Genomic DNA, 24,945 nt, shown 5'->3' with positions numbered 1-24,945 from the left:
ACGCTGGCGTGAATGGAGACATCTGAGGCGAGCGAAGCGACGGGATGTATGGAGTCGCCAGCTGTGCCGCCCGAGATTCCCGGTGTCCCTTCAGCTGTCGGCGTCGAATTGCCGTCCGGGCCAGTGCCCGGGCGGCCTTATTCGTTGCCGCTGGACCTCCTCACCGAGCAGTACGGCCCACTGTTCTACGCCGACCTCGGGCCCGGCCGTCGGCTCTATGCCTGCTCGCTGGCGCTGGTCGACGAACTGTGTGATGAGAGCCGGTTCGGCAAGGCGCTGACGGGCCGGCTGGCCAGGTTTCGCCCGGTGGTCGGTAACGGCCTCTTCACCGCGTACCCCGGCGAGGCGGGCTGGCAGGAAGCTCACGACGTTCTGATTCCCGGCTTCAGCTTCAGCGGGCTGCGCAGCTACCACCCCGCGATGCTCGACATCAACCGGCAACTGATCGCGCAGTGGGACACCGCCGTGGGTACCCGAACGGTGGACGTGGCGGGGGATCTGGCCAAGCTGGCCATGGACACCGTGGGCCTCGCTGGTTTCGGGGCGCGGTTCGATTCCTATCAGCACGACGGACTCGCCGATATCCCAGCGAGTTTCGCAGCCACCCTCAACCAGGTGCTGCTCGGACCCAACGCCGACCGGGCGGTGTTCGAGACCGAGCGTGGGAAGCTGTTCAGCTTCATCATGGACTTGATCGCCCAGCACCGCGCGGGCGACGTGGGCCTCGACGATCTCTTGGCTCTGATGCTGCAGCCCGGGCCCGACGGGACACCGATCCTGGACGACGACAGCATCCGCAATCAGATCGCCACGTTCCTGGTTGCCGGGCAGGACACGACGTCGATACTGATGCCGACGGCGCTGTACAGCATCGTCAAGAACCCGGCGGTGTTGCACCGCGCGCAGGCGGAGGCGGACTCGGTGTTCGGCCCCGACGACGACCACGTGCCGGCGTTCGACGAGATCGGCAAGCTCGGCTACATCCGCCAGATCATCGACGAAGCGCTGCGGTTGTCCCCGCCGGTGCGGGAATTCGACCGAATGGCCTTGGCGGACACCGTCATCGGTGGCCAGTACCCGGTGCGGCAGGGTGAAGCGGTAACGGTGCTGACGTCGTCGCTGCACCGGCAACCGGAGTGGGGCGACAACGTCGAGATCTTCGACCCGGACCGGTTCGACGCCGAGCGGGCCGGGCAGCGGCCGGTCAACCTGTTCAAGCCGTTCGGTACCGGCGCGCGGTCCTGCATCGGCCGCCAGTTCGCGCTCCACGAAGCCACCATGGCGATCGCGACCCTCGTGCACCGCTACCGTTTCGTCGACGTCGAGCACTACACGCTGCGTACCCACAGTGACGTGCTGCGCAAGCCGGAGGGCTTTCACCTCGAACTCATTCGCCGTACCCCGGAGGAGCGCCGGCAGGCTACCGCGGTCGTCGCGGCCGCCCCGGTGACGCAGTCCCGCGCGGCGGTGCCGCCCGGTACGAAACTGCTTGTGCTGCATGGGTCGAACCTCGGCAACTGCCGGTCGCTGGCACAGCAACTCGGTGACGAGGCCGTCGACCTCGGCTACGAAACGACCGTCGCCGCACTGGATTCCGTGACGGCCGCACTGCCGGACCAGGGCGCGGTGGTCATCGTCGCCGCGTCGTACAACGGCATGCCGACCGACGATGCCCGCGCCTTCGTGGAATGGATGGACGGATCGGACGCCACGGTGCCGGCGGTGCCCTACGCGGTTCTCGGTGTCGGCGACCGCAACTGGGCCGAGACGTACCTGGCGATTCCGCGGCGCATCGACGCCAGGCTTGCGGAACTCGGTGCGATGCAATTGCTTCCGATGGCCGAAGCCGATACCTCGGGCGACTTCGCCGGAGTGGTGGAGGACTTCTCGGCGGCGCTGTGGAATGCGCTCGGCGGTGTCTTCGGCGTCGTCGTCGCGGATGAACCCGTCGTCGCCGAGCCGCTCTACGACCTACGCGCCATCGATGGGCCGGTCACAGCGGCGATCGACGCCCGCCATCGAGTGCAACCGGCGACGGTGCTCGACAACATTCCGTTGGTGGACACCGGTTCCGAGTTCGGACAGGACAAGCGGTTGATCCGCATCGCGCTGCCCGACGGTGTCGACTATGAGACCGGCGACCACCTCACCGTGTTGCCGGACAACAGCCCGGCTCTGGTGGACGAGGTCGGGGAGCTGCTGGACCTGCGACTCGATCGTCGCATCTCGATCAATCCGCGGCGCAGTACCCGGCGGGCCATCCCGATCGACCGGGAAGTCACTGTGCGCGAACTACTTACACATTTTCTGGAACTTCGTAAACCGGCGACCCGCAGCCAGCTGCTGCGGCTCGCGGCGGCCAACCCGTGCCCACCGGAACGTGCCGCGCTGACCGCACTGGCCGACGACCCCGTCGCCCGCGCACTGAGCATCACCGATTGTCTGGCGGAGTTCCCCGCCACCAAGCTGAGCCGCGAAGAGTTGTTGGAACTCTTCGAACCGATGTCGCCGCGCCACTATTCGATCGCCACGTCGTCCCGCCGCCGGGTCCGGGAAGTCGAGCTGGTGGTCGGGGTGCTGGAAGGTCCGGCCCGGTCGGGTTCCGGTGTCTTCCGTGGCGTCTCGTCCAGCTATCTCGCGGATGCTGTTCCGGGACAGCAGGTTCGAATGCGGGTGGACCCGGCTCGGCAGGCCTTCCGGGCGGGTGCCGATCCGACCCGCAACGTCATCCTGGTCAGCGCCGGGACGGGAGTGGCGCCGTTCCGGGGTTTCATCGGAGACCGGCTGGGCGCACTGGAAGCAGGGGAGCCGTTCACTGCCGCGCTGTGTTTCTTCGGCGTGCGACATCCCGACGTGGACTATCTGTTCCGCGACGAGGCCGAGGACGCCGAACGTCTCGGCATCGTGCGGATGCGGCCGGCGTTCTCCCGGGCGGGTGATGAGGTCAAGTACGTGCAGGACCGGATCGCCGCGGACGCCGATGAGGTGTGGGACCTGCTCGGAAACCCGGACAACGACACGCATGTCTATGTGTGCGGCGACGGTGCGCGGATGGCACCCGCCGTGCGCGCCGCGTTCCAGGACATCTACCGCAGCCGGACCGGCACCGACGCCGCCGCCGCCCGCGCCTGGCTGGCCGAGCTGGTCAACACCGACCGCTACGTCGAGGACGTCTGGGCCGGCTGAGACCCGCGGAGGGCCGTCAACCCGCGCATGCCGTGGTAGATCACCAGCGCCGCAACGGAACCGAGCGCGATGCCGGTGAACGTCAACGGCCCGGCCTGCCAGGTGAAATCGGCGATACCGATGATCAGCGGGATGGCGGCGGTCATCTGGTTGATCGGCTGCGAGAAATCCACGTGGTTGGTCAGCCAGATCCGCACCCCGAGGATGCCGACCAGACCGTAGAGCACGATCGTCGCCCCGCCGAGCACGCCCGGCGGGATGGCCGAGATGGCCGCACCGACCTTGGGACACAACGACAGTGCGACGGCCACGGCAGCGGCGACCCAATACGCGGCCGTCGAATAGATGCGCGTCGCGGCCATCACCCCGATGTTCTCGGCGTAGGTGGTGGTGGCCGAGCCGCCGCCCGCACCGGCCAGCACGGTGGCGACCCCGTCGGCGGCCAGCGCCCGGCCCATCAGCGGGTCCAGGTCCTTCCCGGTCATCTGGCCCACCGATTTCACATGCCCGATGTTCTCGGCGATCAGCGCGATCACCGCCGGCAGGAACATCGGCAGGACCGCCAGGCTGAACGACGGCCCGTGGAATTCGGGCAGCCCGATCCACGGTGCGGCGGCGATGGCCGCGGTGTCGACATCGCCGAGAACCAGCGCCAGGAGGTAGCCGACGACGACGGCGAGGAAGATGGCCAGGCGGCCGATGATGCCGCGGAAGAACGCCAGCGTCGCGACCAGCAGCACCAGCGTCACGAGCCCGACGAGCGGTCCCTTCTCGAAATTGTGCTTCGCCGCCGGGGCCAGGTTGAAGCCGATGAGGGCGACGATCGCACCGGTGACCACCGGCGGCAGCGTCAGATCCAGCCAGTGCGTGCCGACCACGTGCACCACCCCGCCGACGAGGATCAGCAGCAGGCCCACGGCGATCAAACCGCCCAGCGCGCTCCCGGTTCCGTGTGCGGCGACCGCGGCGGTGACCGGCGCGATCACCGAGAAGCTCGACCCGAGATAGCTCGGCAGCCGGTTTCCGGTGATCAGCAGGAACGCGATCGTGCCGATGCCGGAGAACAACAGCGTGGTGGCCGGCGGGAACCCGGTCAGCACCGGCACCAGGAACGTGGCGCCGAACATCGCCACCACATGCTGGGCGCCGATGCCGATGGTGCGCGGCCAGCTGAGCCGTTCATCGGGGCCGACGACAGCGGCGTCCGGTCCGACAGGCGTCCAGGAGAGCGGAATCATCCGGTCATAGTGCCGGATCGGGCTCATATTCGCTGTCTGTCAGCGCGTTTGGCGCGGTACGAACTAGCCGAATTCCAGCAGCGTCATCGCGGGACGGACCGGGTCGAGCAACGGAACCCGTTGTGCCGTCCGCATAATGGCGTTGAGCACCCGGCTGCGGGTGGCGGGGGACTCGACGTCGTGGACCTTCCGAATGCCCGGGATGGTGTCGACCAATCGCGCGGCCTGGCTCGCCGACATGGTGAACGGCATCGGTGGCACCCGGTAGCGCAAGGACGTCCGCATACCGCGGCCGACGAGTCGGGCGAACAGTGCGGGCGGCGAATCGAACATCATCTGTCCGCCCGGAAACCGCTTGGCGCACTCGGCGATGAGTCCCAATGATTCCTTGGGCTGCAGGTACATCAGCAGGCCTTCGGCTGTGATGAAAACGCCTTCGGTGGCGTCAACCTGGTCCATCCAGCTGTAATCCAACGCTGATTGTGCGCACACCGAAACCCGTTCTGAAGAGGGCAGCAGTTTGCTGCGGACCTCGATCATCGGCGGTAGATCAACTGTCAGCCAGCGGAATTCGGTACCGGCATCGCTGGCGGAGATGCGGTAGAAACTGGTCTGCAGACCCTCGGCCAGCGCCACCACAGTGGCCTTCGGGTGGTCGCGCAGATAGGCGAGCGTGGCGCGGTCGAACGCCAGTGCGCGCATCGCCATGTCGGGGCGCCTCGAATAACCGAACTTGGCGAAATCGAAATTGATGCGGTCCACCAGCTCGACCGCGACCGGATCGTCGATGATCCCGTCCCGCCGACGCGCTTCGCTGGCCCGGACCTGCAGGGTCATCAGTGCCGTCTCGGAGACGCCGGTCAGCGTGGTGCCGTCGATCTTTTGGGGTGAACTCATACGGCAGCCAGCACTTTCTCGACGGTTCGCAGGTTGCGGGTGGTGGTGGACGATTTGTAGCGCTTTTTGGCCATGGTCTTGCTGATCACGCTGGCCAGGGTGTTACCGCGCGCCACCTGCCAGTACAGGACGCCGTGACCCTGTTGCATCGCTTCTCCGGAGGTGGGGGTGAGGGCGGCCAATTCGTCGAGCACGTCCGCGTCGCTGACGAACGTCACGTAGGAGTGATGGCCGTCGACCTCCCTCTCGAAGGGGAAGTCCGCGGAGATGGCTCGGAGTTCATCGGCCGGATACACCAGCACCCAGGCGTCGTACCCGAATGATTCCCGCAGCGCCGCTTCGGCTTTCGTGCGCACCGTGGTCGCCTTCGATGAACTGGACAGCACGATGTTGCCGCTGGCGAGCAAGGTCTTGACCTCGTCGAAGCCGGCGTCCCGGAAGGCAGCGGCAACGTCGGCCATCTTCAGATTCACCCCACCGACGTTGACGCCGCGCAGGAACACCGCGTACCGCGTCGTCATACGAACTCCGTCATGACGCCCAATGGTAGGCAGTTGCGCCGTACGCTGGGTGCCATGACCCGTCAGGTCTTCGAAGACAAGCTGCTGGCGCTGATCAGCGACAATTCGCTGGGCGTGCTGGCCACCATCAAACGCGACGGTCGACCGCAGTTGTCGAACGTGTCCTACTACTTCGACCCACGGGCCGTCACGATCGGGGTGTCGATCACCGAACCCCGGGCCAAGACCCGCAACTTGCGGCGCGATGCCCGGGCATCGATCTACGTCCGATCCGACGACGGCTGGGCGTACGCGGTGGCCGAGGGGGACGCGGTGCTGAGCCCGCCGGCCGCGGCGCCTGACGACGACACTGTAGAAGGCCTGATTACCTTGTACCGCAACATCTCCGGCGAGCACCCGGACTGGGACGACTACCGGCGGGCGATGGTCGCCGACCGTCGGGTGCTGCTCACCATGCCGATAACCCATCTGTACGGGCTGCCTCCGGGCGTGCGCTGAACGCGCTAGTCTGCGTGCATGCCCGAGAACTCCGCCGAAGGTTCAGCATCGTCCGACGAGACCAAGCGCAAGTTCCGCGAGGCGCTCGAGCGTAAGAAGGCCGGTTCCGCCGGTGGCACCGACCAGAAGAAAGGCGGGGCCAAGCAGTCCAAGTCGCACGGCGCGGTCGGCGGTGGGCGCCGGGAGTTCCGTCGTAAGAGCGGTTAATCCCGGGCCAGTGCCCGAGCCGCCACCAGGGCCGCCAGCATCACCGAAACGCACTGCAGGCCGGTCTCTTTCAGGCCCCAGCCGACTGATGCCAGCGTGGCGGCACCGGCGATGACCAGCAGCGCGCCGACGGTGGCGCTGCGCCAACCAGGTGCCGAGACCCGGCCGCCGTCCCACAGCGGGAGCGGGTTGTTCTCCAGTGGACGCAGCAGCAGGAACAGGCCGGCGACCAGTGCCGCCATGATCGTCATCTGATAGACGCTGAGCACCAGGAAGTGCGGCTGGCCGGGGTAGCGGGGCATGCCGGCCAGGTCGAAGGCCAGGTGCATGCCGAGCAGGGCCGGCATGTGCCACAGGTACAGCGTCATGGCGCCGGTATTGCCGATCACTGCCAGGCGCCACACCTGCGGGCGGGCAGCCCAGCGGCTGATGGCCGGGGCGGCCGCAATCGCGAACGCGCACATCATGATTGCGTGACCGGCGAGCAGCAGCGACGGCGGCGTCATGTTCTTGATGTGCTGCGTTTCGATGCCGACGAGGCTCAGCTCATACGGTCCGGCCCAGACCAGCGCCACGTTGACGGCCAACATCCCGAGGCCGACGCGCAGGGCAGCCGTTGTGGTCAGCAACCCACGGCGATACGCCACCCCGAGCATGCCGGGGAGCAGCCACACCACGAAATTCAGATAGCCCAGCGCGGACCAGGCGTGGTCGTTGATGCGGATGGCATCGACGAGCGCGACCAAGGCATAGGTGCCGGCCACCGCAGCGACCAGCTGGCCACGGGTAGTGATCCGCGCCAGCAGCGGCACCGCGGCCAGCACCATGACGTAGGCGCCAAGGAACCACAGCAGCTGAATACTGATACCGGCGACGGGTTCGTAGACGTGGATCGGCAGCAGCGGCTTGAGGATCAGCAGCGCCCCCGCCCAGAAGGTCAGGTAGTAGAACACCGGCCGGTAGAGGCGGGTGCAGCGCTTGAGCAGCCATCCGCCCCAGCTCGTCCCGCTGCGGTACGAGCCGGCCGACGCCGCGACGCCGGCGAAGAAGAACAGCGGCATGATCTGAAACACCCAGGTCAGTGCCTGGAACACCACGGACGTGGTCAGCAGGTTGCCCCAACGGAACACCTCGTGGTCGATGATGCTGGTCGCCATGACGGTGTGCCCGGCGACAACGCCGACCAGCGAGACGATGCGGATGACGTCGATGGCTCGGTCACGGTCGGCCGGCGTGCGCTGCGCGATCTCGGCAGCGGAAGGGAAGACGCGGGTGGTCATGCCTTTGAACGTAAGGGCGCGACCCCTAGGTATTGCTACTCAAATCAAGCTGACCTGCGGCGTTCCTGCCATAGGACGGCAGCCAGGCAGACGGCCGCAAGGACCGCGATGATGACGGCGAAGCTGACCCCGGCAGCCTGCAGACCCCACCGCTGGGCGGCGAAGCCCAGGCTGACGACCGGCAGCGAGATGGCCACGTAGGCCACGACGAAGTACGTCGAGCTCACCTCGGCGCGACGCTCCGTCGCGGTGCCCTCCACGACGGCGGCCAAACCGCGGCTGAAGCTGATGCCCTGCCCGACGCCGGCCACGAGAGCGGCGACCAGCAGACCGGCCAATGATGAAAACTGCAGTGCCACAGCCAGAATCACCATGCCCGCGACGAGGATCGCGCAGCCCAGCGCGACGGCCCGCGGCGGATGGAGGCGGCGGCCGGCCAATTGCGCGGCCGCGGACGCGGCGAAGATCGATGCCGCGACGGCACCGCCGACGGCATGGTTGTCGATGCCGATGACACTGCTGACGAACGACGGGGCCACCGCTGTGAACAGACCCATCACCGCGAAACCGGCGAAGGCGGCGGTGGCGGCGAGGATGAACGTCGCGCGGACTTCGGCGGGGACCGACAGCCGCTGGAAACCGATCCGGCCGGTGCGGCTCGAGGTCTCCGGGACCAGCCACACCGCCGCGATGGCCAGCACGGCCAGCACGATGTGCACGAGGAACGGCAGCTGCAGCGGGTGCGGTGCGTACTGCACCAGCAGACCGGCCAGGACGGGTCCGGCGCCCAGTCCGCCGATGTTGGCGATGGTCGCGCCGGCTGCCGCCTGCTCGCGACGGTTCTCCGGCACAGACTCGACGACAGCGGCCGTCGCGGTACCGGTGAAGATTCCCGCCGACAGCCCGGACAGCAGCCGCCCGACCAGCAGCAACGGCACGCTGTCGGCATTGAGGAAGACGACGGCGCTCGCGATGGCGGCGACTGCGCCCGCAATCAGCACCGGACGTCGGCCGACGGCGTCGGACCAGCGGCCGAACAGCAGCAGCGCGGCCAGCACGCCGATGGCGTAGGCCGAGAAGATGACCGTCGTCGTCAGGACCGCGAAGTGCAGGTTGTGGGCGTACAGCGCGTAGATCGGCGTCGGCAGCGTGGTGCCCAACATGATGGCGGCGAAGGCGTAGGCCAAGAGTGGGAAGCCAAGGCGCGAGGTCACGGTTCGAGTCTGGAGCACGGGTAAGGCAACACGGGCGCGACCCGCTGGCATTCCTCAGCGGCGGGGTGCGGGAGACGTCACGACGATCACTTCGGCGGTTTCATCGCCGACCTGACGAAGTTTGTGCTGCGTCGCGGCGTCGAAATAGGCGCAGTCACCGGTGGCCAGCTCGACGAGGCGGCCGTCGTAGTTGAGTTCGATGGTCCCGGAGTGGACGAACACGAACTCCTGGCCGGGATGAGTCGGGTGGGCATGGGCGGCGAACTGGCGGCCCGGGCGGACGAGGAACGGTGACATGGCCTTGCCCAGCATGCCCGCCGCAATGGCGTGGTTGCGGGCGGTGCCGCGGTCGGCGGCGCGTTCGACAGCGAAGGTGCTGACTTCCGGATCGTCGGAAAATAGTTGTGCCACATCGACATCGAGCGTGCGCGAGATTTTGAGCGCGGCGGCGATCGACGGCACACTCTGGCCGCGCTCGACCTTGGACAGGTAGCTCTTGGTCAGCCCGGTGCCGGCTGCCAGCTCTTCCAGCGTCATCCCGCGTTGCTGGCGCACCGCACGCAACAAGCCACTCACGTCGTTCAGGATACCGCATTGACTGCATGACACATTGTGTCCTACAGTCTGCATTGTGTCATTGAGGTGTGACTGCGCACCGATACGAGGGGAGTTCCGATGACCGATACCATGCATGACTCCAAGGGCGAACTGATGCAGCGCGCCGAAGACGGAATGAACCGTCATTTCGCGGACTCGAATCTGAGCGTCCGCGAGAAACTGGCGCTGACCTGCCGGGCGCTGTTCGACGCCGGACATGACTCGGGCCTGGCCGGGCAGATCACGGCCCGCGCCGAAGAACCGGGCACGTACTACACGCAGCGGCTCGGACTGGGCTTCGACGAGATCACCGCGGGCAACCTGCTGCTCGTCGACGACGACCTCAATGTCCTCGACGGCGGCGGAATGGCCAACCCCGCCAACCGCTTTCACTCGTGGATCTACCGCGCCCGGCCGGATGTCAACTGCATCGTGCACACGCACCCGTTCCACGTCGCGGCGCTGTCGATGCTCGAAGTCCCCCTGATCGTCTCGCAGATGGACATCGCGCCGCTGTACGACGACTGCGCCTTCCTGGCGGACTGGCCGGGGGTACCGGTGGGCAACGAAGAAGGCGAGATCATCTCCGGCGCGCTCGGGGACAAGAAGGCGATTCTGCTGGCCCACCACGGCCAGGTGGTGGCCGGGGCCAGCGTCGAGGAAGCCTGCTCTCTGGCGATGCTCATCGAGCGCGGCGCCAAGCTCCAGCTGGCCGCCATGGCCGCCGGCACCATCGCTCCGCTGCCGGACCGGCTGGCCCGCGAGGCCCACGACTGGACCCTGACTCCCAAGCGCAGCCTCGCCAACTTCGCGTACTACGCGCGACGTGCCCTGGTGCGTCACCCCGACGCCCTCGACCACTGACCAACCCTGGAAAGGACCTGACCCATGACCGAGATCCACGGCATCATCGCCTACCCGATCACCCCGTTCACCGCTGACGGCGACAGCGTCGACACCGAGACGCTGGCCGCCGTCGTCGAGCAACTCGTCAGCACCGGAGCGCACGCCATCGCACCGCTGGGCAGCACCGGCGAATCGGCGTACCTCACCGAGGACGAGTTCGACGGCGTCGTCGACACCACCGTGGCCACCGTCGGCGGCCGCGTCCCTGTCATCGTCGGAGCCTCAGATCTGACCACTGCCAACACCATTCGCCGCGCGCAGTACGCCCAGCAGGCCGGCGCGGACGCGGTGATGGTGCTGCCGATCTCGTACTGGAAGCTGAACGAGCGGGAGATCTTCCAGCACTACGCCAGCATCTCGGATGCCGTCGAGCTGCCGGTCATGGTCTACAACAACCCCGCGACCAGCGGCATCGACATGGCGCCCGAACTGCTGGTGCGGATGTTCAATGAGATCGACAACGTGCGCATGGTCAAGGAATCCACCGGCGACCTCACCCGGATGCTGCGCATCAAGGAGCTCTCCGGCGGGGCGCTGCCGTTCTACAACGGCAGCAATCCGTTGGTGCTCGACGCCCTGCTGGCCGGTGCGTCCGGATGGTGCACGGCCGCACCGAATCTGCGTCCGCAGCCGTGCCTCGATCTGTACGACGCCGTGCGGCGCGGTGACCGGGCCCGCGCACAGGAGATCTACGACGAGCTCGCGCCGCTGCTGCGCTTCATCGTCGCAGGTGGCCTGCCGACCACCGTCAAAGCCGGCCTGGATCTGCTGGGGCGCAACGCCGGTGACCCGCGTCCGCCGCTGCTGCCGCTCGACGACGACGGTCGCGCGGAACTCAAAGGACTGCTGGCCAGTGCGTGAGAGCGCCTACTGAACCGGGCAGGCGTACTTGCGGGCCACGTCCATCACGCGCTGCTGCGCTCCGGGACCGATGACGCCCTGCGCGGCCAGTTCCAGATTGATGTAGCCGGGGATACCGCCGATGCACGCCTGGTGCGCCACGCGCCAGGCGGTGTCGGGGTTCAGGTTGTAGCCGTTGCGCTCCAGGCCCTGCAGGTATTGGTCGAACTCCGGCGTGCCCTGGTCCGGTATGGCGCCGGCCGCGCCGGCCAGCGCAACCGCGGCGGCGAGCGCCGCGAAAAGCGCCGCGACTGTACGTCTCATGTCCGTCCCCCTACAGGCATGTCCACTGGTTATCGGCTTACACGTTCGCACACAGCGCCGACACAGGAACTCTGAACCGTCGTAATCGGGGTGCGACGATCGGGGTCCTAGACTGGCGTGATGTCCAAGCTGCAGCTGGTTCAGGAGCCGTCCGCCGACGCACTGCTCGAGTCCAACCCGTTCGCGCTGTTGGTCGGAATGCTTCTTGATCAACAGATTCCGATGGAAGTGGCGTTCGCCGGGCCGAAGAAACTCGAGGACCGGATGGGCGGCCTGGATGCCCGGGCGATCGCCGACCACAACCCCGACAAGTTCGCCGAGCTTTTCGCGCAAACCCCTGCCGTGCACCGCTTTCCGGGATCCATGGCCAAGCGCGTCCAGGCCCTGTCGCAGGTGATCGTCGACGAGTACGACGGCAATGCCGCGGCCTTGTGGACCACGGGCGACCCCGACGGCAAAGAGGTGCTGCGCCGGCTCAAGGCGCTGCCCGGGTTCGGCGAACAGAAGGCCAAGATCTTCCTGGCGCTGCTCGGTAAGCAGTACGGCGTCACTCCTGAGGGCTGGCGGGCCGCGGCGGGGGACTATGGCAAGGAGGGCACGCACATGTCCGTCGCCGACGTCGTCGACAAGGGCTCACTGGACCAGGTGCGCGCCTACAAGAAGCAGATGAAAGCGGCCGCCAAAGAAGCAACCGCCAAGGGCTGATTTCGCTTTCGAGAGTGGGGGATTACGAGGAAATTCTGGCGATTCTCGTAAAGCCCCACGGTCGACGCAACTAGAGCGCTGGACCGTCGAATCGTTCCCGGGTCGCGAACTCCGACACCGGACGGCGGGTCAGCTTCGTCACCTGCTTGACGGGCTTGCCCAGCGGCAGCATGCACGCCACCGCGTAGTTGTCGGGGATGCCCAGCAGGTCACGCACCTTGGGCTCTTGCGCCACCACCATGGTCGTCAGCACGCCGCCGTAACCCTCGTTGCGAGCGGCCAGCAGGATGTTCCACACGAACGGGTAGATCGACGCGCCGCTGATCACGCCGATGCGATCCAGATGCTGATCGAATGCCGCCGCCACGCCGAGATCCAGACACACCACGAGCACCACCTCGGCGCCCAGCAGCGTCCCGGTGACCATGCCGTCGGGCACCTGCGTCGCCTCGACGACGGCGGGATCAACCCCGCAGGGCTGCAGCGGGTTCCACGGCCCTTCGCCGGCGGCGATCTGCGCGATGTACTGCCTGGCGCCGGGCTTGGACAGTTCGCCCAGCTTCTTGCGGGTTTCGACGTCACGCACCGCGATCACCCGCGCGCCCTGCCGGTTGCCACCGCTCGGGGCGAAGCGCGCGTTGTCGAGGATGCGCTCGAGCACCTCGTCGGGCAGGGGGTCGCCGCTGAACTTGCGGACAGCCCCGGTCGTGCGCATGACGTCGTAAATCTCCATACCGACCATCATGCGTATGGGAAGGTGATGTGTATGGCTAAGACACACTTGAATTGCCCCTGCGGCGAGGCGATTTCCGGCAGCGACGAGGACGATCTGGTCGAGAAGGCGCAGGCCCATCTCGCCGAGCAGCACCCCGGCCGTGAATACGACCGCGAGATGATCCTCTTCATGGCCTACTGAGCCAACAAGAAGCGAGCGTGGCTGCCGTTGGGGGGTAGCCACGCTCGCTGCTGTCCGCGTGGTTACGCAGGTCGCGAGGGTTTGACGGCCCGATCGAAGGGCAATGCCTCGGGTATGTACGAGGTTCTGGAACGTGAAGGCAAATGGGACGTCGACGCCGAGTTTCAGCTGCCCGATCTTCGCGGCATCATCGCTGACGCCGACGTTGTGCACGACACCGTCGACCTGACCAGCGACTACTACGACACTGCCGACCGTGATCTGCTGGCACACCGCGTCCAGCTCCGCCGCCGCAGCGGCGACGATGACACGGGCTGGCAGCTGAAGGTCCCGGCCGGCGAGGGACGCGTCGAGCTGCACTGGGCATCCACCGAGACATTGCCCGACGCCGCGGCCGACCTGCTCGGCGGCGTGAGTCTCGGTAAGTCGCTGGCGAGTGTCGCAACGATTCATACGGTCCGGAATCGGTACCGGCTCGCCGAATCGCGATCCGGCGAGCTCTATGCCGAGATTGCCGATGACTCGGTGCGGGCGTCGGCGGGTGAGCGGCTGCTGGCCTGGCGTGAGGTCGAGGTCGAACTCGGACCCCACGCGCCCTCGATTCCGAAGCGTCTCGTCAAACGGCTGACGGCCGCCGGTGCCCGGCCGTCGCGTTTTCCGTCGAAGCTCGCCCATGTGGTGCCGTCGGCGCTTTCAGTTGAGCCGGCCTCGCCGGGGGCGCGTGCCTTGCTCGGGTACGTGAACGCGCAGATCGACCAGATCGTGTTGGGCGACATCGAGTTACGACGCGGCCGCGACCCCATCCACGACACGCGGGTGGCGATCCGCCGGCTGCGGAGCACCCTGCGGGTGTTCGGCAAGATGCTCGATCGGTCGGCGCCAGGCCGGCTCGATGAGGAGCTGCGATGGTTTGCGGGGCTGCTCGGCGAGGTCCGCGATTGTCAGGTACAGCAGCGCAGATTCACCGAAGCGCTCGACGAGCTACCGGAGGAATTGATTCTCGGTCCGGTGCGCGCCCGCGTGCGCACCGATCTGCAAGCGGTCGAGCTGCCGGCGCGCGCACGCGTCACCGAGGCCATGGATTCGCCGCGCTACCTGGCGCTCATGGCGGTGCTGCGGTCATGGCGCACGTCGCCGCCCGTGGATCCGGAGATGAGCACCGCAAAACTCGTCAAGCGCGCGCGAAAGGCGCAGCGGAAAGCGGACCGTCGGCTGGTCACGGCGCTCGATGTCGAGGACAGTGACGCCGCGCTGCTGCACCGCGCCCGGAAGGCCGCCAAACGCGCCCGATACGCGGCGGAGCTGTGCCAGGACGTCGGTGGCGCCAAGCAGACGAAGCGAACGGTCAAGCATTACAAGAAGTTTCAGTCGATTCTGGGCGATCACCAGGACACCGTGGTCGCGGCTGACCTGTTGCGCCGCATGGCGCTGGCGAGTGGCACGACGGTCGATGAGAACGGTTTCACCTTCGGCCTGCTGTACGCCCGGGAACAGCGGATCGCCGGCGAGTGCCGACAGCAGGCGCGAGAGTTGTTGTGAGCCGACGGGCATACTGACGGGCGTGACGCCGAGAAAGGTGGGGCACACGCCCGAGCGGGGGTGGCTCACGCCGAAACAGCAGCGGGCCTGGGTGGCCTACATGCGGGTGCAGCTGCGGATGAACTACGAGATGAACCGGCAGCTGCAGGCCGACTCCGGGTTGTCCCTGGCCGACTACGACGTGTTGGTGGCGCTCAGCGGCGACAACGACGCCGGACTGCGGGTCAGCGACCTCGCCGCGCAGATCGGCTGGGAGCGCAGCCGGCTCTCACATCAGCTGCGGCGCATGGAGGAACGAGGCTTGACCGAGCGCCGCCCGAGTGCCGAGGACGGCCGCACCTCCAACGTCGTGCTGACCGCGAACGGTCGGCGCGCGATCACCGAGGCCGCACCCGGACACGTCGACCTGGTACGCGCGCTGTTCTTCGATCCACTGCCGGAGAACCTGGTCGGGCCGTTCACGGCCGCGTTGGAGCACATCCACGTCAACCTCGATCACAACAGTTCGCTCCCGCCGGCGCCGAGCTAGTATTAGGTGATCTATCACCTAATGTGCAAGGAGTGATCAGTGAGTGAAGTTGTCACCCGCCTGATGGAGGCCAATCTGCTGGCCGTGTTCGACGAACGCGATCCGCAGCGCCGGGCGGCCGCGATTGTCGACACCTACGCCGAGGATGTGGAGTGGATCGATGACGACGGCACCACTGTCGGCCGCGACGAGTTGAATACCAAAGCTGCTGAACTGCAGGAGAAGTTGGCGGGACTCCATTTCGTGAAGGCCGGTCCGGTCCGGCAGACCCGCGGCCTGGGCTTCCTGGCGTGGGAGGTTCGTACCCCCGATGACGCCACCGTCGCATCGGGTTTCGATGTCGCCGAGATCGCCGACGAGCGCATCGTCCGGTTGTGGACGGTCCTGAACGCCGGGGAATAGGTGATACATCACCTAAGTTGATACGGGCGTAAGCGCAATCCACACAGAAATGGAGCACGGTCATGGGACAGCTCGATGGCAAGACAGCACTGGTCACCGGAGGGACGTCAGGCATCGGACTGGCGACTGCCAAGCGCCTCGCCGCCGAGGGTGCGTACGTGTTCATCACCGGCCGTGATCGTGCCCGGCTCGACGAGGCCGCCGCAGCCATCGGCGCCCACGGTGTGCAGAGCGACATCAGCAAGCCCGAAGAACTCGACACCCTGGCCGCTGAAATCGCCAAGCACGGCAAGGGGCTCGACGTCGTCTTCGCCAACGCCGGCGGCGGCGACTTCGCCACCCTCGCCGATGTGACGCCGGAGCACTACCGGCTCAACTTCGACCGCAACGTGGCGGGCACGGTGTTCACCGTGCAGAAGACGTTGCCGCTGCTCAACGAGGGCGCGTCGGTCATCCTCGCCGGATCCACCGCAGCGTCCGAAGGGGTCCCGGCTTTCGGGCTCTACGCCGCGTCCAAGGCCGCGATCCGGTCTCTGGGCCGGACCTGGGCCGCCGAGCTGGCCGACCGCAAGATCCGGGTCAACACCATCGTTCCCGGACCGATCGAAACGCCCGGGCTCACCGGCCTGGCGCCCGCCGATCAGAAGCAGGATCTGCTCGACGGCATGGCCGCCCAGGTGCCGATGAAACGTCTGGGACATCCCGACGAGATCGCATCCGCGGTGCTGTTCCTGGCCTCGGACCAGAGCAGCTTCATGACCGGCGCGGAGTTGGCCGTCGACGGTGGCCAGATTCAGCTATAAAGCAAAATCGGGATGACGCCGGCCGGCGTCATCCCGATTTGGTGAGTGCGGGTTACGGCACCACCGACGACCCGATGGTGGGCATGAACTGGCACTGCTTCTCGGTCGTCGTCACCTGACCGAAGATGGTCGACATGATGCTGCCCGAGCCGGTGTCGACGATGGCGGTCAGCGTCGTCGGCCCCTGCGGGTTGATGTCGGCCTGCGGCTTGAGGGTCGCGCTGCCCGACTTGCCGGTGGTCAGGTTGACCCAGGTGACGTTGAGCGGCAGCTTCTGCTCGGCGGCCGGGCCGGGCGTGCCGACTGCGGTGAACACGTAGGCGGTCTGGCCGGGGCCGGGGCCCGGCGTGGGAATCTTCGCGGGGCCGGCCACGCTGATGGCCGTCGCCAGGACGTTGCCGCCGTCGGCGAGGCAGCCGTTGCTGATCGACGGGTACATGAAGTCCTGGGTGATCGGCGTGCCCGGGCCGAACGCGCCGGCCGGAGCTGGAGCGGCTTCGGGAGCGGCCGCCGGCGCCGCTGCGGGCGCGGCTTCGGGAGCGGGGACGGTTCCCGCGGCCTGGGTGACCGGGGCAGCGGCCGGAGCAGCTTCAGGAGCCGGAGCCGGAGCGGGCGCCGGAGCAGGGGCCGCGGCGGGCGCGGGCGCAGCCTCGGGGGCCGGTGCCGGAGCGGCCTCGGCCACCGGGCCGACGGCGTGCACCGGGTCGACGCCGGCGGGCAGATGGGCCTCGGCGCCCGGCACCGCGCCGGGAGCCGGTACGTGGTTCGCCGCCGGGTCGGCCGCGAACTGGTTCACGGCGTTGGCCAGATTCTTCGAATCCGACGTTGCGCCTTTGTTGCCGGCGAACGCCCGGGCTGCTGCCATCAGCAGCTCCGCGGCGCCCGCCGGGTCAGCGGCGGCCTGCTGGATCACCGGGGCGAGAGTCTGCATGGCCGGCAGGCCAGGAGCCTGAAGGCCATCGATGGGCAGCGGCAACGGCAGTGGCGAGGCCGGATCGGCGTGCGCGGCGGTCGCCACACCGATCGTGAGTGCGACGGACGCGCCGAGTGCGACGAACAGCTTGCTCGATTGCATGACTCTCTCTCCGGTTTCGTATCAGTTGTCTAGTTGCGGATCACGGCAGGCCGGAGGTGATGACCGGCGCCAAGCTGGTCAGGCTCATGAGTCCCGGCACGACACCCGGGATGGCCTGTGCCGCCGGAGCAGCAGCCGCCACCGCGGCGGGTGCGGTGGCCAGCGGCGAGGTCGCAGCCGGAGCGGCGAGCGGCGCCGTGGCGGCGGCCAGCGGAGCAGCGGCAGCCGGAGCAGCGGCAGCGAGCGGCGCGGCCAGTGGTGCGGTTGCGGCGGCGAGCGGTGCGGTCAGCGGCGAGGTCGCGGCGGTTGCGGCGGTCGCGGCGGGTGCGGCGGCAGCCGCCGGCTGCGGCAGGAGGTTCGCCAGCGGGGTGCCGGCCGGCAGCAGCGAGGTCAGGTCACCCGGGAAGGCGACCTGCTTCGGCAGCGGAACCGGCGAGCCCGGAATCTGCGGCAGGTTGATGTTGGCCGACGGGATCAGGCCCTGTGCCGGGGCGGGCGCAGCAGCGGCGGCCGGGGCAGCGGCAGCCGGCGCGGCGGCGCCGGGAACCAGGTTCTGCGGCAGGGTCACCGACGCGGTGGCGGCGGGAGCGGCCGGAGCGGCAGCCGGCGCGCCGGACGTCAGGGCCTGCGTGACACCCGACAGCGCCTGGACCGGAGCCTGGGCGAGTTCATTCACCAGCGGCGTGCCGGGCACGACGGGTGCCGGGGCCGCGGGGGCCGGGTCGGCGGCCGCGACCGCGCTCAGCGCGATCGCCATCGGGACTGCGCCGGCGGCGGCAATCATGCTGGTGGCCAACAATTTTCCAGTGCTACGTGTGCGCATTTTGGGGGTCCTCCCGGAGCGGTCGTGGTGCGTCAGGACCGACGCTATGCCGTTACTGGTGTTACTCAAGTGACACGTGTGGCATTTATGGATCCGTTACTGATCAGAAGGCGAAGGGTGACCGACCGTTACAGTCGTGCGATAAACACCGCCACGCGAGCAGTCCTCCGCTGGGCGCCACTGATGCTGGCGCTCAGCGTCGCCGCACGCTTTGCCTGGACCTACCTGGTGCCCAACGGAGCCAACTTCGTCGACCTCCACGTCTACGTCGGCGGCGCGGCATCTTTCGGCAGTGGTCACCCGCTGTACGACTACGTCTACGCCGACCAGACGCCGGACTTCCCGCTGCCATTCACCTACCCGCCGTTCGCGGCGGTGCTGTTCTACCCACTGCACTTCGTACCGTTCGGTTTGCTGGCGTTCTGCTGGCAGGTCGGCATCATCGGTGCGCTCTACGGCGTGGTGTGGATCAGCCTGCGGCTCATCGGATCCGCCGATCCCGCGCACCGGCTGGCCATGGCGTGGACCGGCGTCGGCATCTGGACCGAGCCACTGCGCAGCACGTTCGACTACGGGCAGATCAACGTCGTCCTCGTGCTGGCCGTCCTCTACGCCGTCTACAGCACGCGCTGGTGGTGGTCCGGCCTGCTGGTCGGTCTGGCCGCTGGCGTGAAGCTGACCCCGGCGGTGACGGGGCTCTATTTCCTGGGTGTCCGCCGCTGGGGTGCTGCGGTGTTCGCGGCCGTCACGTTCGCCGGCACCGTCTTGGTGTCGTGGCTGGTGCTGCGCGATCAGGCGCTCTACTACTTCACCGACCTGCTCGGCGACGCCAACCGCATCGGTCCCGTCGCGACGTCGTTCAACCAGTCCTGGCGCGGCGCGATCTCACGCATCGTCGGCCACGACGCCGGTTTCGAGCCCGCGGTGCTGATCGCGGTGGTGCTGACGGCCGTGCTGGCGGTGTTCGCGTGGCGCGCCGTCTACGGTCCCGACCGGCCTGATCGGCTGGGGGCGCTCCTTGTGGTGCAGTTGTTCGGGCTGCTGTTCTCGCCGATCTCGTGGACCCACCACTGGGTGTGGCTGATCCCGCTGATGATGTGGCTGTGGCACGGGCCGTTCGCGGCGCTGCGATCCGCGCGGGTGCTGCGCTGGACCTGGCTGGTGCTGCTGCTGATCGGGGTGCCGTGGCTGCTGAGTTTCGCGCAGCCGACGATCTGGGTGATCAGCCGTCCGTGGTACCTGGCCTGGGCGGGGCTGATCTACCCGGTGCTGACGGTGGTGACGCTGGCGTGGATGGCCCTACGAACCGGGCCTAGACGACCAGCCCGTTGATGTCCTGGGCCATCGCCACGTCCTTGCCGGTGATGCCGCCTTCGGAATGCGTGACGAGAGCGAAAGTCACTGTCCGCCAACGGATGTCGATGTCCGGGTGATGGTCTTTGGCTTCCGCGTGGATCGCGACCCGGCGGACGGCATCGATGCCGTCGAGGAACGCCGGGAACTTCACGGACCTGCGTAATGCACCGTCGGCTCGTTCCCAACCCTCGGGCAGTGCGGCGTCTACTTGTTCATCGGTGAGGACAGCCATGACCCCATTGTTCCGGCGAGCGTGGGGGATTACGAGGAATTCGTGCCGAATTTCCGCGTAACCCCCATGCGTGGCGGTGCTGGCGTTTGACGCCGACGTGACGGTGCGCGGGCAACATCCACCTTGACCCAGTCGGGAGACGGGCGGGAGGCGAACCCCGATGGCACTTGCGGTACACCCTGTTCATAGCCGGAACGCCGACAAAGCTGCCCACTCCGATGCCCACCACGCATCCGCTCGCAGTGGCGCGGTCGGGCAGCACAACGAATCCGCCAGCGTGGCGCCCTGGCCAACGCGCACCGATCGAGCAGCAAGCCCGCGGATACCTCCCTCGAGGATTCCCGCGACCTGGAAGTCTTCTACTCAGCACGGTACTGACGTGCCGGTCCGGCGCACCCTCGATGCGCCGTCACGGCTGCAGGCCAAGCTTGCCATCGGGCCCGTCGGCGATACCTTCGAGCAGGAAGCTGATCGGGTCGCCGAACAGGTCATGCGGACGGCCGACCCGAACCTGCAGGTCGGTTTCGCGCCGCCGCAGATTTCGCGCAAATGCGTTGAGTGCGAAGAGGAAGAGGCGGGCAACGGCCGAATTCAGAAGGCGCCGGCGGAGCTGCCGGCACCGTCGCACGCCGATGCTCCGCCGACGGTGTATGACGTTCTCGACGCACCTGGACAACCCCTCGACCACGCCGCCCGCGACTTCTTCGAACCGCGTTTCGGCAGAGACTTCAGCACCGTGCGCGTACACACAGATGCCGCAGCTGCGGCATCCGCGCGCGAGGTGAACTCGCTGGCGTACACCGTCGGGAACGACATCGTGTTCGCCGATCAGCGCTACGGACCAACAACTCCCACCGGGCAAAGGCTGCTGGCACACGAGCTGACCCACGTCGTACAGCAGGGTGCTGCGCCGAACGCCGTTTCGCCGGCTCGAACAGCTACTGCCGCCCGATCAGCCGGCGCGAATCCGACGGTTGCGCCGCGTGTTCAGCGTCAGCCCGCGACCCCGCTGCCGGTACCCGAGATCGTCCTGGAACAGGTGGTGATCAGAGGGACCGTGACGGTGGCCAATGACGTAGTCCCCGCAGCCACCGCTGCCGTCGCGGCAGAGGCGGGAGTGTCATTGGCGGCGCTCGGACTGGTCGCGATCGGCACGCTCGCAATGCTCGGCGCGACATATTTCGTCTGCAAGCTCATTGACGAACACCACGACCTGGACGAGTACGGCGGCACGCTTCCTCCGGGCGGGCTGCCGGAGCCCAAGACGCTGAAGGGTCCGGTAACGATCGGCGGGAAAGAGTACGGACCCGGTGAGTTCCAGCCCGATCCGCAAGGCGGTGCGCAACCGCAGCCTGCACCCGCCCCCGAGCCAGAGCCGAAGAAGAAAGAAGACTGTCCGCAGTGCAAGGCCGTCCGATTCGGTACCACGGCCGATTACGGGGCGTTGGACGACTTCCAGCGACCGCGTGGCATCAAGGCCCTGCTGAAAGGCATGCCCGACCAAGGCACAGAGGCGGATCAGTCGATCCGTCCGCCTGGCTGGACCGGCGGCGTGGTCAACCAGGCACGAGCACATCTGCTGGCGGCCACTCTCGGCGGATCCGGCTCAGAGCCGAGAAACCTGGTCACGATGGATCAGGGCGCCAATCTACGGATGTTCCATGAGTTCGAGGGCGAAGCCGCCGAGATCGCGGCCACGAACCCAACGCACTGCTACGCGTACACCGTGACTCCGGAATACCTCGGAACACCCGGGAAGGCGGAAGATCGATCCTTGATGATGCCGCACCGGGTGACGGGAAACCTTGTCGATCTCTGCACCGGCGAAGTGGAGATCAACCAGCGTCACGTCGACAATCTGTTGCCCCATTGATCCTGTGCCAAAGTCCTGAGACGGACGAATCGCGCACGTTCTGGCGCTCGGCGAACAAGTAATCTGACCGACGTGATCGTCGTCGCCGGAGCCCTGATCGCCGACGCCAGGCTGCTCGTTGCTCAGCGCAATCGGCCGCCGGAGCTTGCCGGCCTGTGGGAGCTGCCCGGCGGGAAGGTCGCGCCGGGGGAGACCGACGCGCAGGCGCTGGCCCGCGAACTCCATGAAGAACTCGGCGTCCTGGTGACCGTCGGGGAAAAAGTGGGCGAGGACGTGCCGTTGTCCGACACCGTCACGTTGCGGGCGTATCGGGTGTCGACCGACGACGCGCCCCACGCCCACGATCACCACGCCGTGCGCTGGGTGGGCGCGGCCGAACTCGACGACCTGCCCTGGGTGCCCGCGGACCGCGCGTGGCTCTCAGAGCTGAAGGCCACGCTGACCAAGAGCCCGACTCAGTAGCGCAGCTTGTCGCCGACAACGCGCGAAGACGCCATCGCCGTGCCGTGCTGCGCGGTGTAGAGCGGGTGCAGCAGCGCGGGGTACTTGCAATGCGGGCAATCGGTCTTCGGCTTGTTGACCGTGGAGAACGCCAAATGGTGACACGCAGCACACCTCACCACGAAGAAGCCGCCTGCCCAATTGGCCAATCCGGCGAATATCGCGGCCGTGGCGCCGAGCGCCAGGACGAACCCCACAACGCCGGTCAACACTTCGTAGATGGTCATGATGACGACCTCCCCGCGCTGGTTCCCTGGAACTGACGAGACGCTTCCACGGTACTCGTGAAACCAGTAAAGAGGCAGGTCAATAGCTCTACATCAAGCCTTGCGGGCGCGCTTGAAAACCTTCTCGAGATCCTTGCCGTGGACCCCGTGGTGCGCCGCCTTCTGCACCTTGTGCAGAACCAGCGGACACCGCTTGCACCGGGGCTTGCTGCGGCAGCACTTCTTCTTCGGTTTAGCCCCGGCGAGCTTGCTGGCCTTCATCGGTTAGCAGTTTTGCCAGGGCGTCCGCAGTTTCGCAAACCGACCCCCTCGCTGCGACAATCTTGGGCGTGAGTGAGCAGGCCAGCGCCGGATTCAGAAATGTCGCCATCGTCGCACACGTCGACCACGGCAAGACGACCCTCGTCGATGCCATGCTGCGGCAGTCTGGAGCGTTGACCCACCGGGGCGACGACTCGACCGAACGCATCATGGACTCGGGTGACCTTGAGAAGGAAAAGGGCATCACGATCCTGGCCAAGAACACCGCGGTGCACCGGCACAACGCCGATGGCTCCGTGACCGTCATCAACGTGATCGACACCCCGGGCCACGCCGACTTCGGTGGCGAGGTCGAGCGCGGTCTGTCGATGGTCGACGGCGTCGTGCTGCTGGTCGATGCCTCCGAGGGCCCGCTGCCGCAGACCCGCTTCGTGCTGCGCAAGGCCCTGGCTGCGCACCTGCCCGTCATCCTCGTGGTGAACAAGACCGACCGGCCCGACGCCCGCATCGCCGAGGTCGTCGAGGAGAGCCACGACCTGCTGCTCGACGTCGCTTCTGACTTGGACGAGGAAGCCCAGGCTGCCGCCGAGAAGGCGCTCGACCTGCCGACCCTGTACGCCTCGGGTCGTGCCGGCGTCGCTTCGACCGTCCAGCCCGCCAACGGTGAGGTGCCCGACAGCGAGAACCTGGACCCGCTGTTCGACGTGCTGCTCGAGCACATCCCGGCGCCCAAGGGTGACCCGGACGCGCCGCTGCAGGCGCTCGTCACCAACCTCGACGCGTCGGCCTTCCTCGGTCGTCTGGCGCTGGTCCGGATCTACAAGGGCAAGCTCAAGAAGGGCCAGCAGGTGGCCTGGATGCGTGAGGTCGACGGCGCACCCGTCATCACCTCCGGCAAGATCACCGAACTGCTGGTCACCGTCGGCGTCGAGCGCACCCCGACCACCGAGGCCGTCGCCGGCGACATCGTCGCCGTCGCGGGTATGCCGGAGATCATGATCGGCGACACCCTCGCCGACCCCGAGCATGCGCACGCCCTGCCGCGCATCACCGTCGACGAGCCCGCCATCTCGGTGACCATCGGCACCAACAGCTCGCCGCTGGCGGGCAAGGTGTCCGGCCACAAGCTGACGGCCCGAATGGTCAAGTCCCGCTTGGATTCCGAGCTCGTCGGTAACGTGTCGATCCGCGTCGTCGACATCGGCCGCCCGGATGCCTGGGAGGTCCAGGGCCGTGGTGAGCTGGCGCTGGCCGTGCTGGTCGAGCAGATGCGTCGCGAAGGCTTCGAGATGACCGTCGGCAAGCCGCAGGTGGTCACCCGGCAGATCGACGGCAAGCTGCACGAGCCCTTCGAAGAGCTGACCATCGACTGTCCCGAGGAGTTCCTCGGCGCCATCACCCAGCTGATGGCCGCCCGCAAGGGCCGCATGGAGCAGATGACCAACCATGCCGCCGGGTGGGTCCGGATGGACTTCATCGTGCCCAGCCGTGGCCTGATCGGCTTCCGCACCGACTTCCTGACGCTGACCCGCGGCACCGGTATCGCCAACGCCGTGTTCGAGGGCTACCGCCCCTGGGCCGGCGAGATCCGCGCCCGGCACACCGGCTCGCTGGTCAGCGACCGGACCGGCACCATCACCCCGTTCGCGATGATCCAGCTGTCCGATCGCGGCCAGTTCTTCGTCGAGCCGGGCCAGGACACCTATGAAGGCCAGGTCGTGGGCATCAACCCGCGCGCCGAGGACCTCGACATCAACATCACCCGTGAGAAGAAGCTGACGAACATGCGCAGCTCGACCGCGGACGTGATGGAGACGCTGGCGCGGCCGCTGGAGCTCGGCCTGGAACAGGCCATGGAGTTCTGCGCCGAGGACGAGTGCGTCGAGGTGACCCCCGAGGTCGTGCGCGTGCGCAAGGTCGAGCTGACCGCCAGCCTGCGTGCCCGCGCCAAGGCCCGCGAGAAGGCCCGCAACTAACTCTCACCACACCGAAAGG

The 24,945-nt window shown here is 67.4% G+C and carries 28 protein-coding genes; 15 read left to right on the top strand and 13 right to left on the bottom strand.

Annotated features, from left to right (window positions below; genetic code table 11):
• The first annotated feature begins 12 nt into the window (after positions 1 to 12).
• The gene (locus QRN63_RS23430) at positions 13 to 3,186 is read left to right on the top strand and encodes a bifunctional cytochrome P450/NADPH--P450 reductase (RefSeq protein ID WP_502888182.1); all 3,174 of its coding nucleotides are present in this window, start codon (positions 13 to 15) and stop codon (positions 3,184 to 3,186) included.
• On the opposite strand, the gene QRN63_RS23425 is transcribed toward QRN63_RS23430, so the two are convergent.
• From QRN63_RS23425 to QRN63_RS23415, 3 genes are all read right to left on the bottom strand, one after another.
• The gene (locus QRN63_RS23425; RefSeq protein WP_285033405.1) at positions 3,159 to 4,424 is read right to left on the bottom strand and encodes a uracil-xanthine permease family protein; all 1,266 of its coding nucleotides are present in this window, start codon (positions 4,422 to 4,424) and stop codon (positions 3,159 to 3,161) included. The two genes, QRN63_RS23430 and QRN63_RS23425, sit on opposite strands and share 28 nt — an antisense overlap.
• Before the next feature lie 63 nt (positions 4,425 to 4,487).
• On the bottom strand, positions 4,488 to 5,321 hold the full coding sequence (locus tag QRN63_RS23420) for a class I SAM-dependent methyltransferase (protein WP_285033385.1): 834 nt from the start codon (positions 5,319 to 5,321) through the stop codon (positions 4,488 to 4,490).
• Positions 5,318 to 5,842 carry a DUF1697 domain-containing protein gene (locus tag QRN63_RS23415; RefSeq protein ID WP_285033384.1) on the bottom strand — a complete coding sequence of 175 codons (525 nt, stop codon included), beginning with the start codon at positions 5,840 to 5,842 and terminating at the stop codon, positions 5,318 to 5,320. Before QRN63_RS23415 ends, QRN63_RS23420 begins: the two co-directional genes overlap by 4 nt.
• A gap of 54 nt (positions 5,843 to 5,896) precedes the next feature.
• Here QRN63_RS23415 and QRN63_RS23410 point away from each other — a divergent pair, with 54 nt between their 5' ends.
• Both QRN63_RS23410 and QRN63_RS23405 read left to right on the top strand, forming a co-directional pair.
• Positions 5,897 to 6,340, top strand: a complete 444-nt coding sequence (locus QRN63_RS23410) for a PPOX class F420-dependent oxidoreductase (protein WP_043395606.1) — start codon at positions 5,897 to 5,899, stop codon at positions 6,338 to 6,340.
• Between the two features lie 18 nt (positions 6,341 to 6,358).
• Complete coding sequence (locus tag QRN63_RS23405; protein WP_285033383.1) at positions 6,359 to 6,547, top strand: DUF5302 domain-containing protein; 189 nt, start codon at positions 6,359 to 6,361, stop codon at positions 6,545 to 6,547.
• On the opposite strand, the gene QRN63_RS23400 is transcribed toward QRN63_RS23405, so the two are convergent.
• From QRN63_RS23400 to QRN63_RS23390, 3 genes are read right to left on the bottom strand one after another with little or no spacing between them, the layout of a single operon-like run.
• A complete protein-coding gene (locus QRN63_RS23400; protein ID WP_285033382.1) occupies positions 6,544 to 7,827 on the bottom strand; it encodes an acyltransferase family protein in 1,284 nt (427 codons plus the stop codon). The genes QRN63_RS23405 and QRN63_RS23400 overlap by 4 nt on opposite strands.
• A gap of 44 nt (positions 7,828 to 7,871) precedes the next feature.
• Positions 7,872 to 9,092: an MFS transporter gene (locus tag QRN63_RS23395; protein WP_502888181.1), complete on the bottom strand. Its 1,221-nt coding sequence runs from the start codon at positions 9,090 to 9,092 to the stop codon at positions 7,872 to 7,874.
• Positions 9,093 to 9,095: 3 nt separating this feature from the next.
• Positions 9,096 to 9,617 (bottom strand): helix-turn-helix domain-containing protein, encoded by a 522-nt coding sequence (locus QRN63_RS23390; protein ID WP_267315343.1) that lies wholly within the window; start codon positions 9,615 to 9,617, stop codon positions 9,096 to 9,098.
• A gap of 99 nt (positions 9,618 to 9,716) precedes the next feature.
• On the opposite strand from QRN63_RS23390, the gene QRN63_RS23385 reads away from it, so the two are divergent.
• Complete coding sequence (locus tag QRN63_RS23385; RefSeq protein ID WP_267315342.1) at positions 9,717 to 10,502, top strand: aldolase; 786 nt, start codon at positions 9,717 to 9,719, stop codon at positions 10,500 to 10,502.
• 24 nt (positions 10,503 to 10,526) lie between these two features.
• Positions 10,527 to 11,405, top strand: coding sequence for a dihydrodipicolinate synthase family protein (locus QRN63_RS23380; RefSeq protein ID WP_267315341.1), 879 nt, complete (start codon positions 10,527 to 10,529; stop codon positions 11,403 to 11,405).
• A 6-nt stretch (positions 11,406 to 11,411) separates the two neighbouring features.
• Here QRN63_RS23380 and QRN63_RS23375 read toward each other — a convergent pair whose 3' ends face one another.
• Positions 11,412 to 11,708 (bottom strand): DUF732 domain-containing protein, encoded by a 297-nt coding sequence (locus tag QRN63_RS23375; protein WP_267315340.1) that lies wholly within the window; start codon positions 11,706 to 11,708, stop codon positions 11,412 to 11,414.
• Positions 11,709 to 11,828: 120 nt separating this feature from the next.
• Here QRN63_RS23375 and QRN63_RS23370 point away from each other — a divergent pair, with 120 nt between their 5' ends.
• Complete coding sequence (locus QRN63_RS23370; protein ID WP_285033381.1) at positions 11,829 to 12,413, top strand: HhH-GPD-type base excision DNA repair protein; 585 nt, start codon at positions 11,829 to 11,831, stop codon at positions 12,411 to 12,413.
• Between the two features lie 70 nt (positions 12,414 to 12,483).
• On the opposite strand, the gene QRN63_RS23365 is transcribed toward QRN63_RS23370, so the two are convergent.
• On the bottom strand, positions 12,484 to 13,146 hold the full coding sequence (locus QRN63_RS23365; RefSeq protein WP_267315338.1) for a nitroreductase family protein: 663 nt from the start codon (positions 13,144 to 13,146) through the stop codon (positions 12,484 to 12,486).
• A 33-nt stretch (positions 13,147 to 13,179) separates the two neighbouring features.
• On the opposite strand from QRN63_RS23365, the gene QRN63_RS23360 reads away from it, so the two are divergent.
• From QRN63_RS23360 to QRN63_RS23340, 5 genes are all read left to right on the top strand, one after another.
• Positions 13,180 to 13,329, top strand: a complete 150-nt coding sequence (locus tag QRN63_RS23360; protein WP_064859942.1) for a DUF1059 domain-containing protein — start codon at positions 13,180 to 13,182, stop codon at positions 13,327 to 13,329.
• 114 nt (positions 13,330 to 13,443) lie between these two features.
• Positions 13,444 to 14,868, top strand: coding sequence for a CYTH and CHAD domain-containing protein (locus tag QRN63_RS23355; protein ID WP_285033403.1), 1,425 nt, complete (start codon positions 13,444 to 13,446; stop codon positions 14,866 to 14,868).
• Positions 14,869 to 14,968: 100 nt separating this feature from the next.
• A complete protein-coding gene (locus tag QRN63_RS23350; protein WP_285033402.1) occupies positions 14,969 to 15,397 on the top strand; it encodes a MarR family winged helix-turn-helix transcriptional regulator in 429 nt (142 codons plus the stop codon).
• 39 nt (positions 15,398 to 15,436) lie between these two features.
• Positions 15,437 to 15,799: a nuclear transport factor 2 family protein gene (locus QRN63_RS23345; protein WP_285033380.1), complete on the top strand. Its 363-nt coding sequence runs from the start codon at positions 15,437 to 15,439 to the stop codon at positions 15,797 to 15,799.
• Between the two features lie 62 nt (positions 15,800 to 15,861).
• Positions 15,862 to 16,602, top strand: a complete 741-nt coding sequence (locus QRN63_RS23340; protein ID WP_267315336.1) for an SDR family NAD(P)-dependent oxidoreductase — start codon at positions 15,862 to 15,864, stop codon at positions 16,600 to 16,602.
• A gap of 52 nt (positions 16,603 to 16,654) precedes the next feature.
• Here QRN63_RS23340 and QRN63_RS23335 read toward each other — a convergent pair whose 3' ends face one another.
• A complete protein-coding gene (locus tag QRN63_RS23335; protein WP_285033379.1) occupies positions 16,655 to 17,677 on the bottom strand; it encodes an Rv1157c family protein in 1,023 nt (340 codons plus the stop codon).
• 40 nt (positions 17,678 to 17,717) lie between these two features.
• Complete coding sequence (locus QRN63_RS23330; RefSeq protein WP_267315334.1) at positions 17,718 to 18,500, bottom strand: hypothetical protein; 783 nt, start codon at positions 18,498 to 18,500, stop codon at positions 17,718 to 17,720.
• Positions 18,501 to 18,587: 87 nt separating this feature from the next.
• Between QRN63_RS23330 and QRN63_RS23325 the strand changes: the two genes are divergently transcribed.
• Positions 18,588 to 19,832 (top strand): mannosyltransferase, encoded by a 1,245-nt coding sequence (locus QRN63_RS23325; RefSeq protein WP_502888180.1) that lies wholly within the window; start codon positions 18,588 to 18,590, stop codon positions 19,830 to 19,832.
• On the opposite strand, the gene QRN63_RS23320 is transcribed toward QRN63_RS23325, so the two are convergent.
• Entirely contained in the window at positions 19,813 to 20,088 is a 276-nt protein-coding gene (locus QRN63_RS23320) for a 4a-hydroxytetrahydrobiopterin dehydratase (protein WP_285033377.1), read from the bottom strand. The genes QRN63_RS23325 and QRN63_RS23320 overlap by 20 nt on opposite strands.
• A 379-nt stretch (positions 20,089 to 20,467) precedes the next feature.
• Here QRN63_RS23320 and QRN63_RS23315 point away from each other — a divergent pair, with 379 nt between their 5' ends.
• On the top strand, positions 20,468 to 21,961 hold the full coding sequence (locus QRN63_RS23315; protein WP_285033376.1) for an eCIS core domain-containing protein: 1,494 nt from the start codon (positions 20,468 to 20,470) through the stop codon (positions 21,959 to 21,961).
• A gap of 63 nt (positions 21,962 to 22,024) precedes the next feature.
• Complete coding sequence (locus QRN63_RS23310; protein ID WP_285033401.1) at positions 22,025 to 22,423, top strand: (deoxy)nucleoside triphosphate pyrophosphohydrolase; 399 nt, start codon at positions 22,025 to 22,027, stop codon at positions 22,421 to 22,423.
• On the opposite strand, the gene QRN63_RS23305 is transcribed toward QRN63_RS23310, so the two are convergent.
• Positions 22,417 to 22,689, bottom strand: coding sequence for a hypothetical protein (locus QRN63_RS23305; RefSeq protein WP_267315330.1), 273 nt, complete (start codon positions 22,687 to 22,689; stop codon positions 22,417 to 22,419). The two genes, QRN63_RS23310 and QRN63_RS23305, sit on opposite strands and share 7 nt — an antisense overlap.
• 93 nt (positions 22,690 to 22,782) lie before the next feature.
• Positions 22,783 to 22,950, bottom strand: a complete 168-nt coding sequence (locus tag QRN63_RS23300; protein WP_165605901.1) for a hypothetical protein — start codon at positions 22,948 to 22,950, stop codon at positions 22,783 to 22,785.
• A gap of 68 nt (positions 22,951 to 23,018) precedes the next feature.
• Here QRN63_RS23300 and typA point away from each other — a divergent pair, with 68 nt between their 5' ends.
• Positions 23,019 to 24,926, top strand: coding sequence for a translational GTPase TypA (gene typA, locus QRN63_RS23295; RefSeq protein ID WP_267315329.1), 1,908 nt, complete (start codon positions 23,019 to 23,021; stop codon positions 24,924 to 24,926).
• Positions 24,927 to 24,945: the final 19 nt, after the last annotated feature.

Source organism: Mycolicibacterium sp. lyk4-40-TYG-92 (assembly GCF_030209435.1).
Classification (GTDB): Bacteria; Actinomycetota; Actinomycetes; order Mycobacteriales; family Mycobacteriaceae; genus Mycobacterium.
The sequence above is the reverse complement of the archived record's forward strand: the minus strand, read 5'-3'. Positions and strand labels throughout refer to the sequence as shown.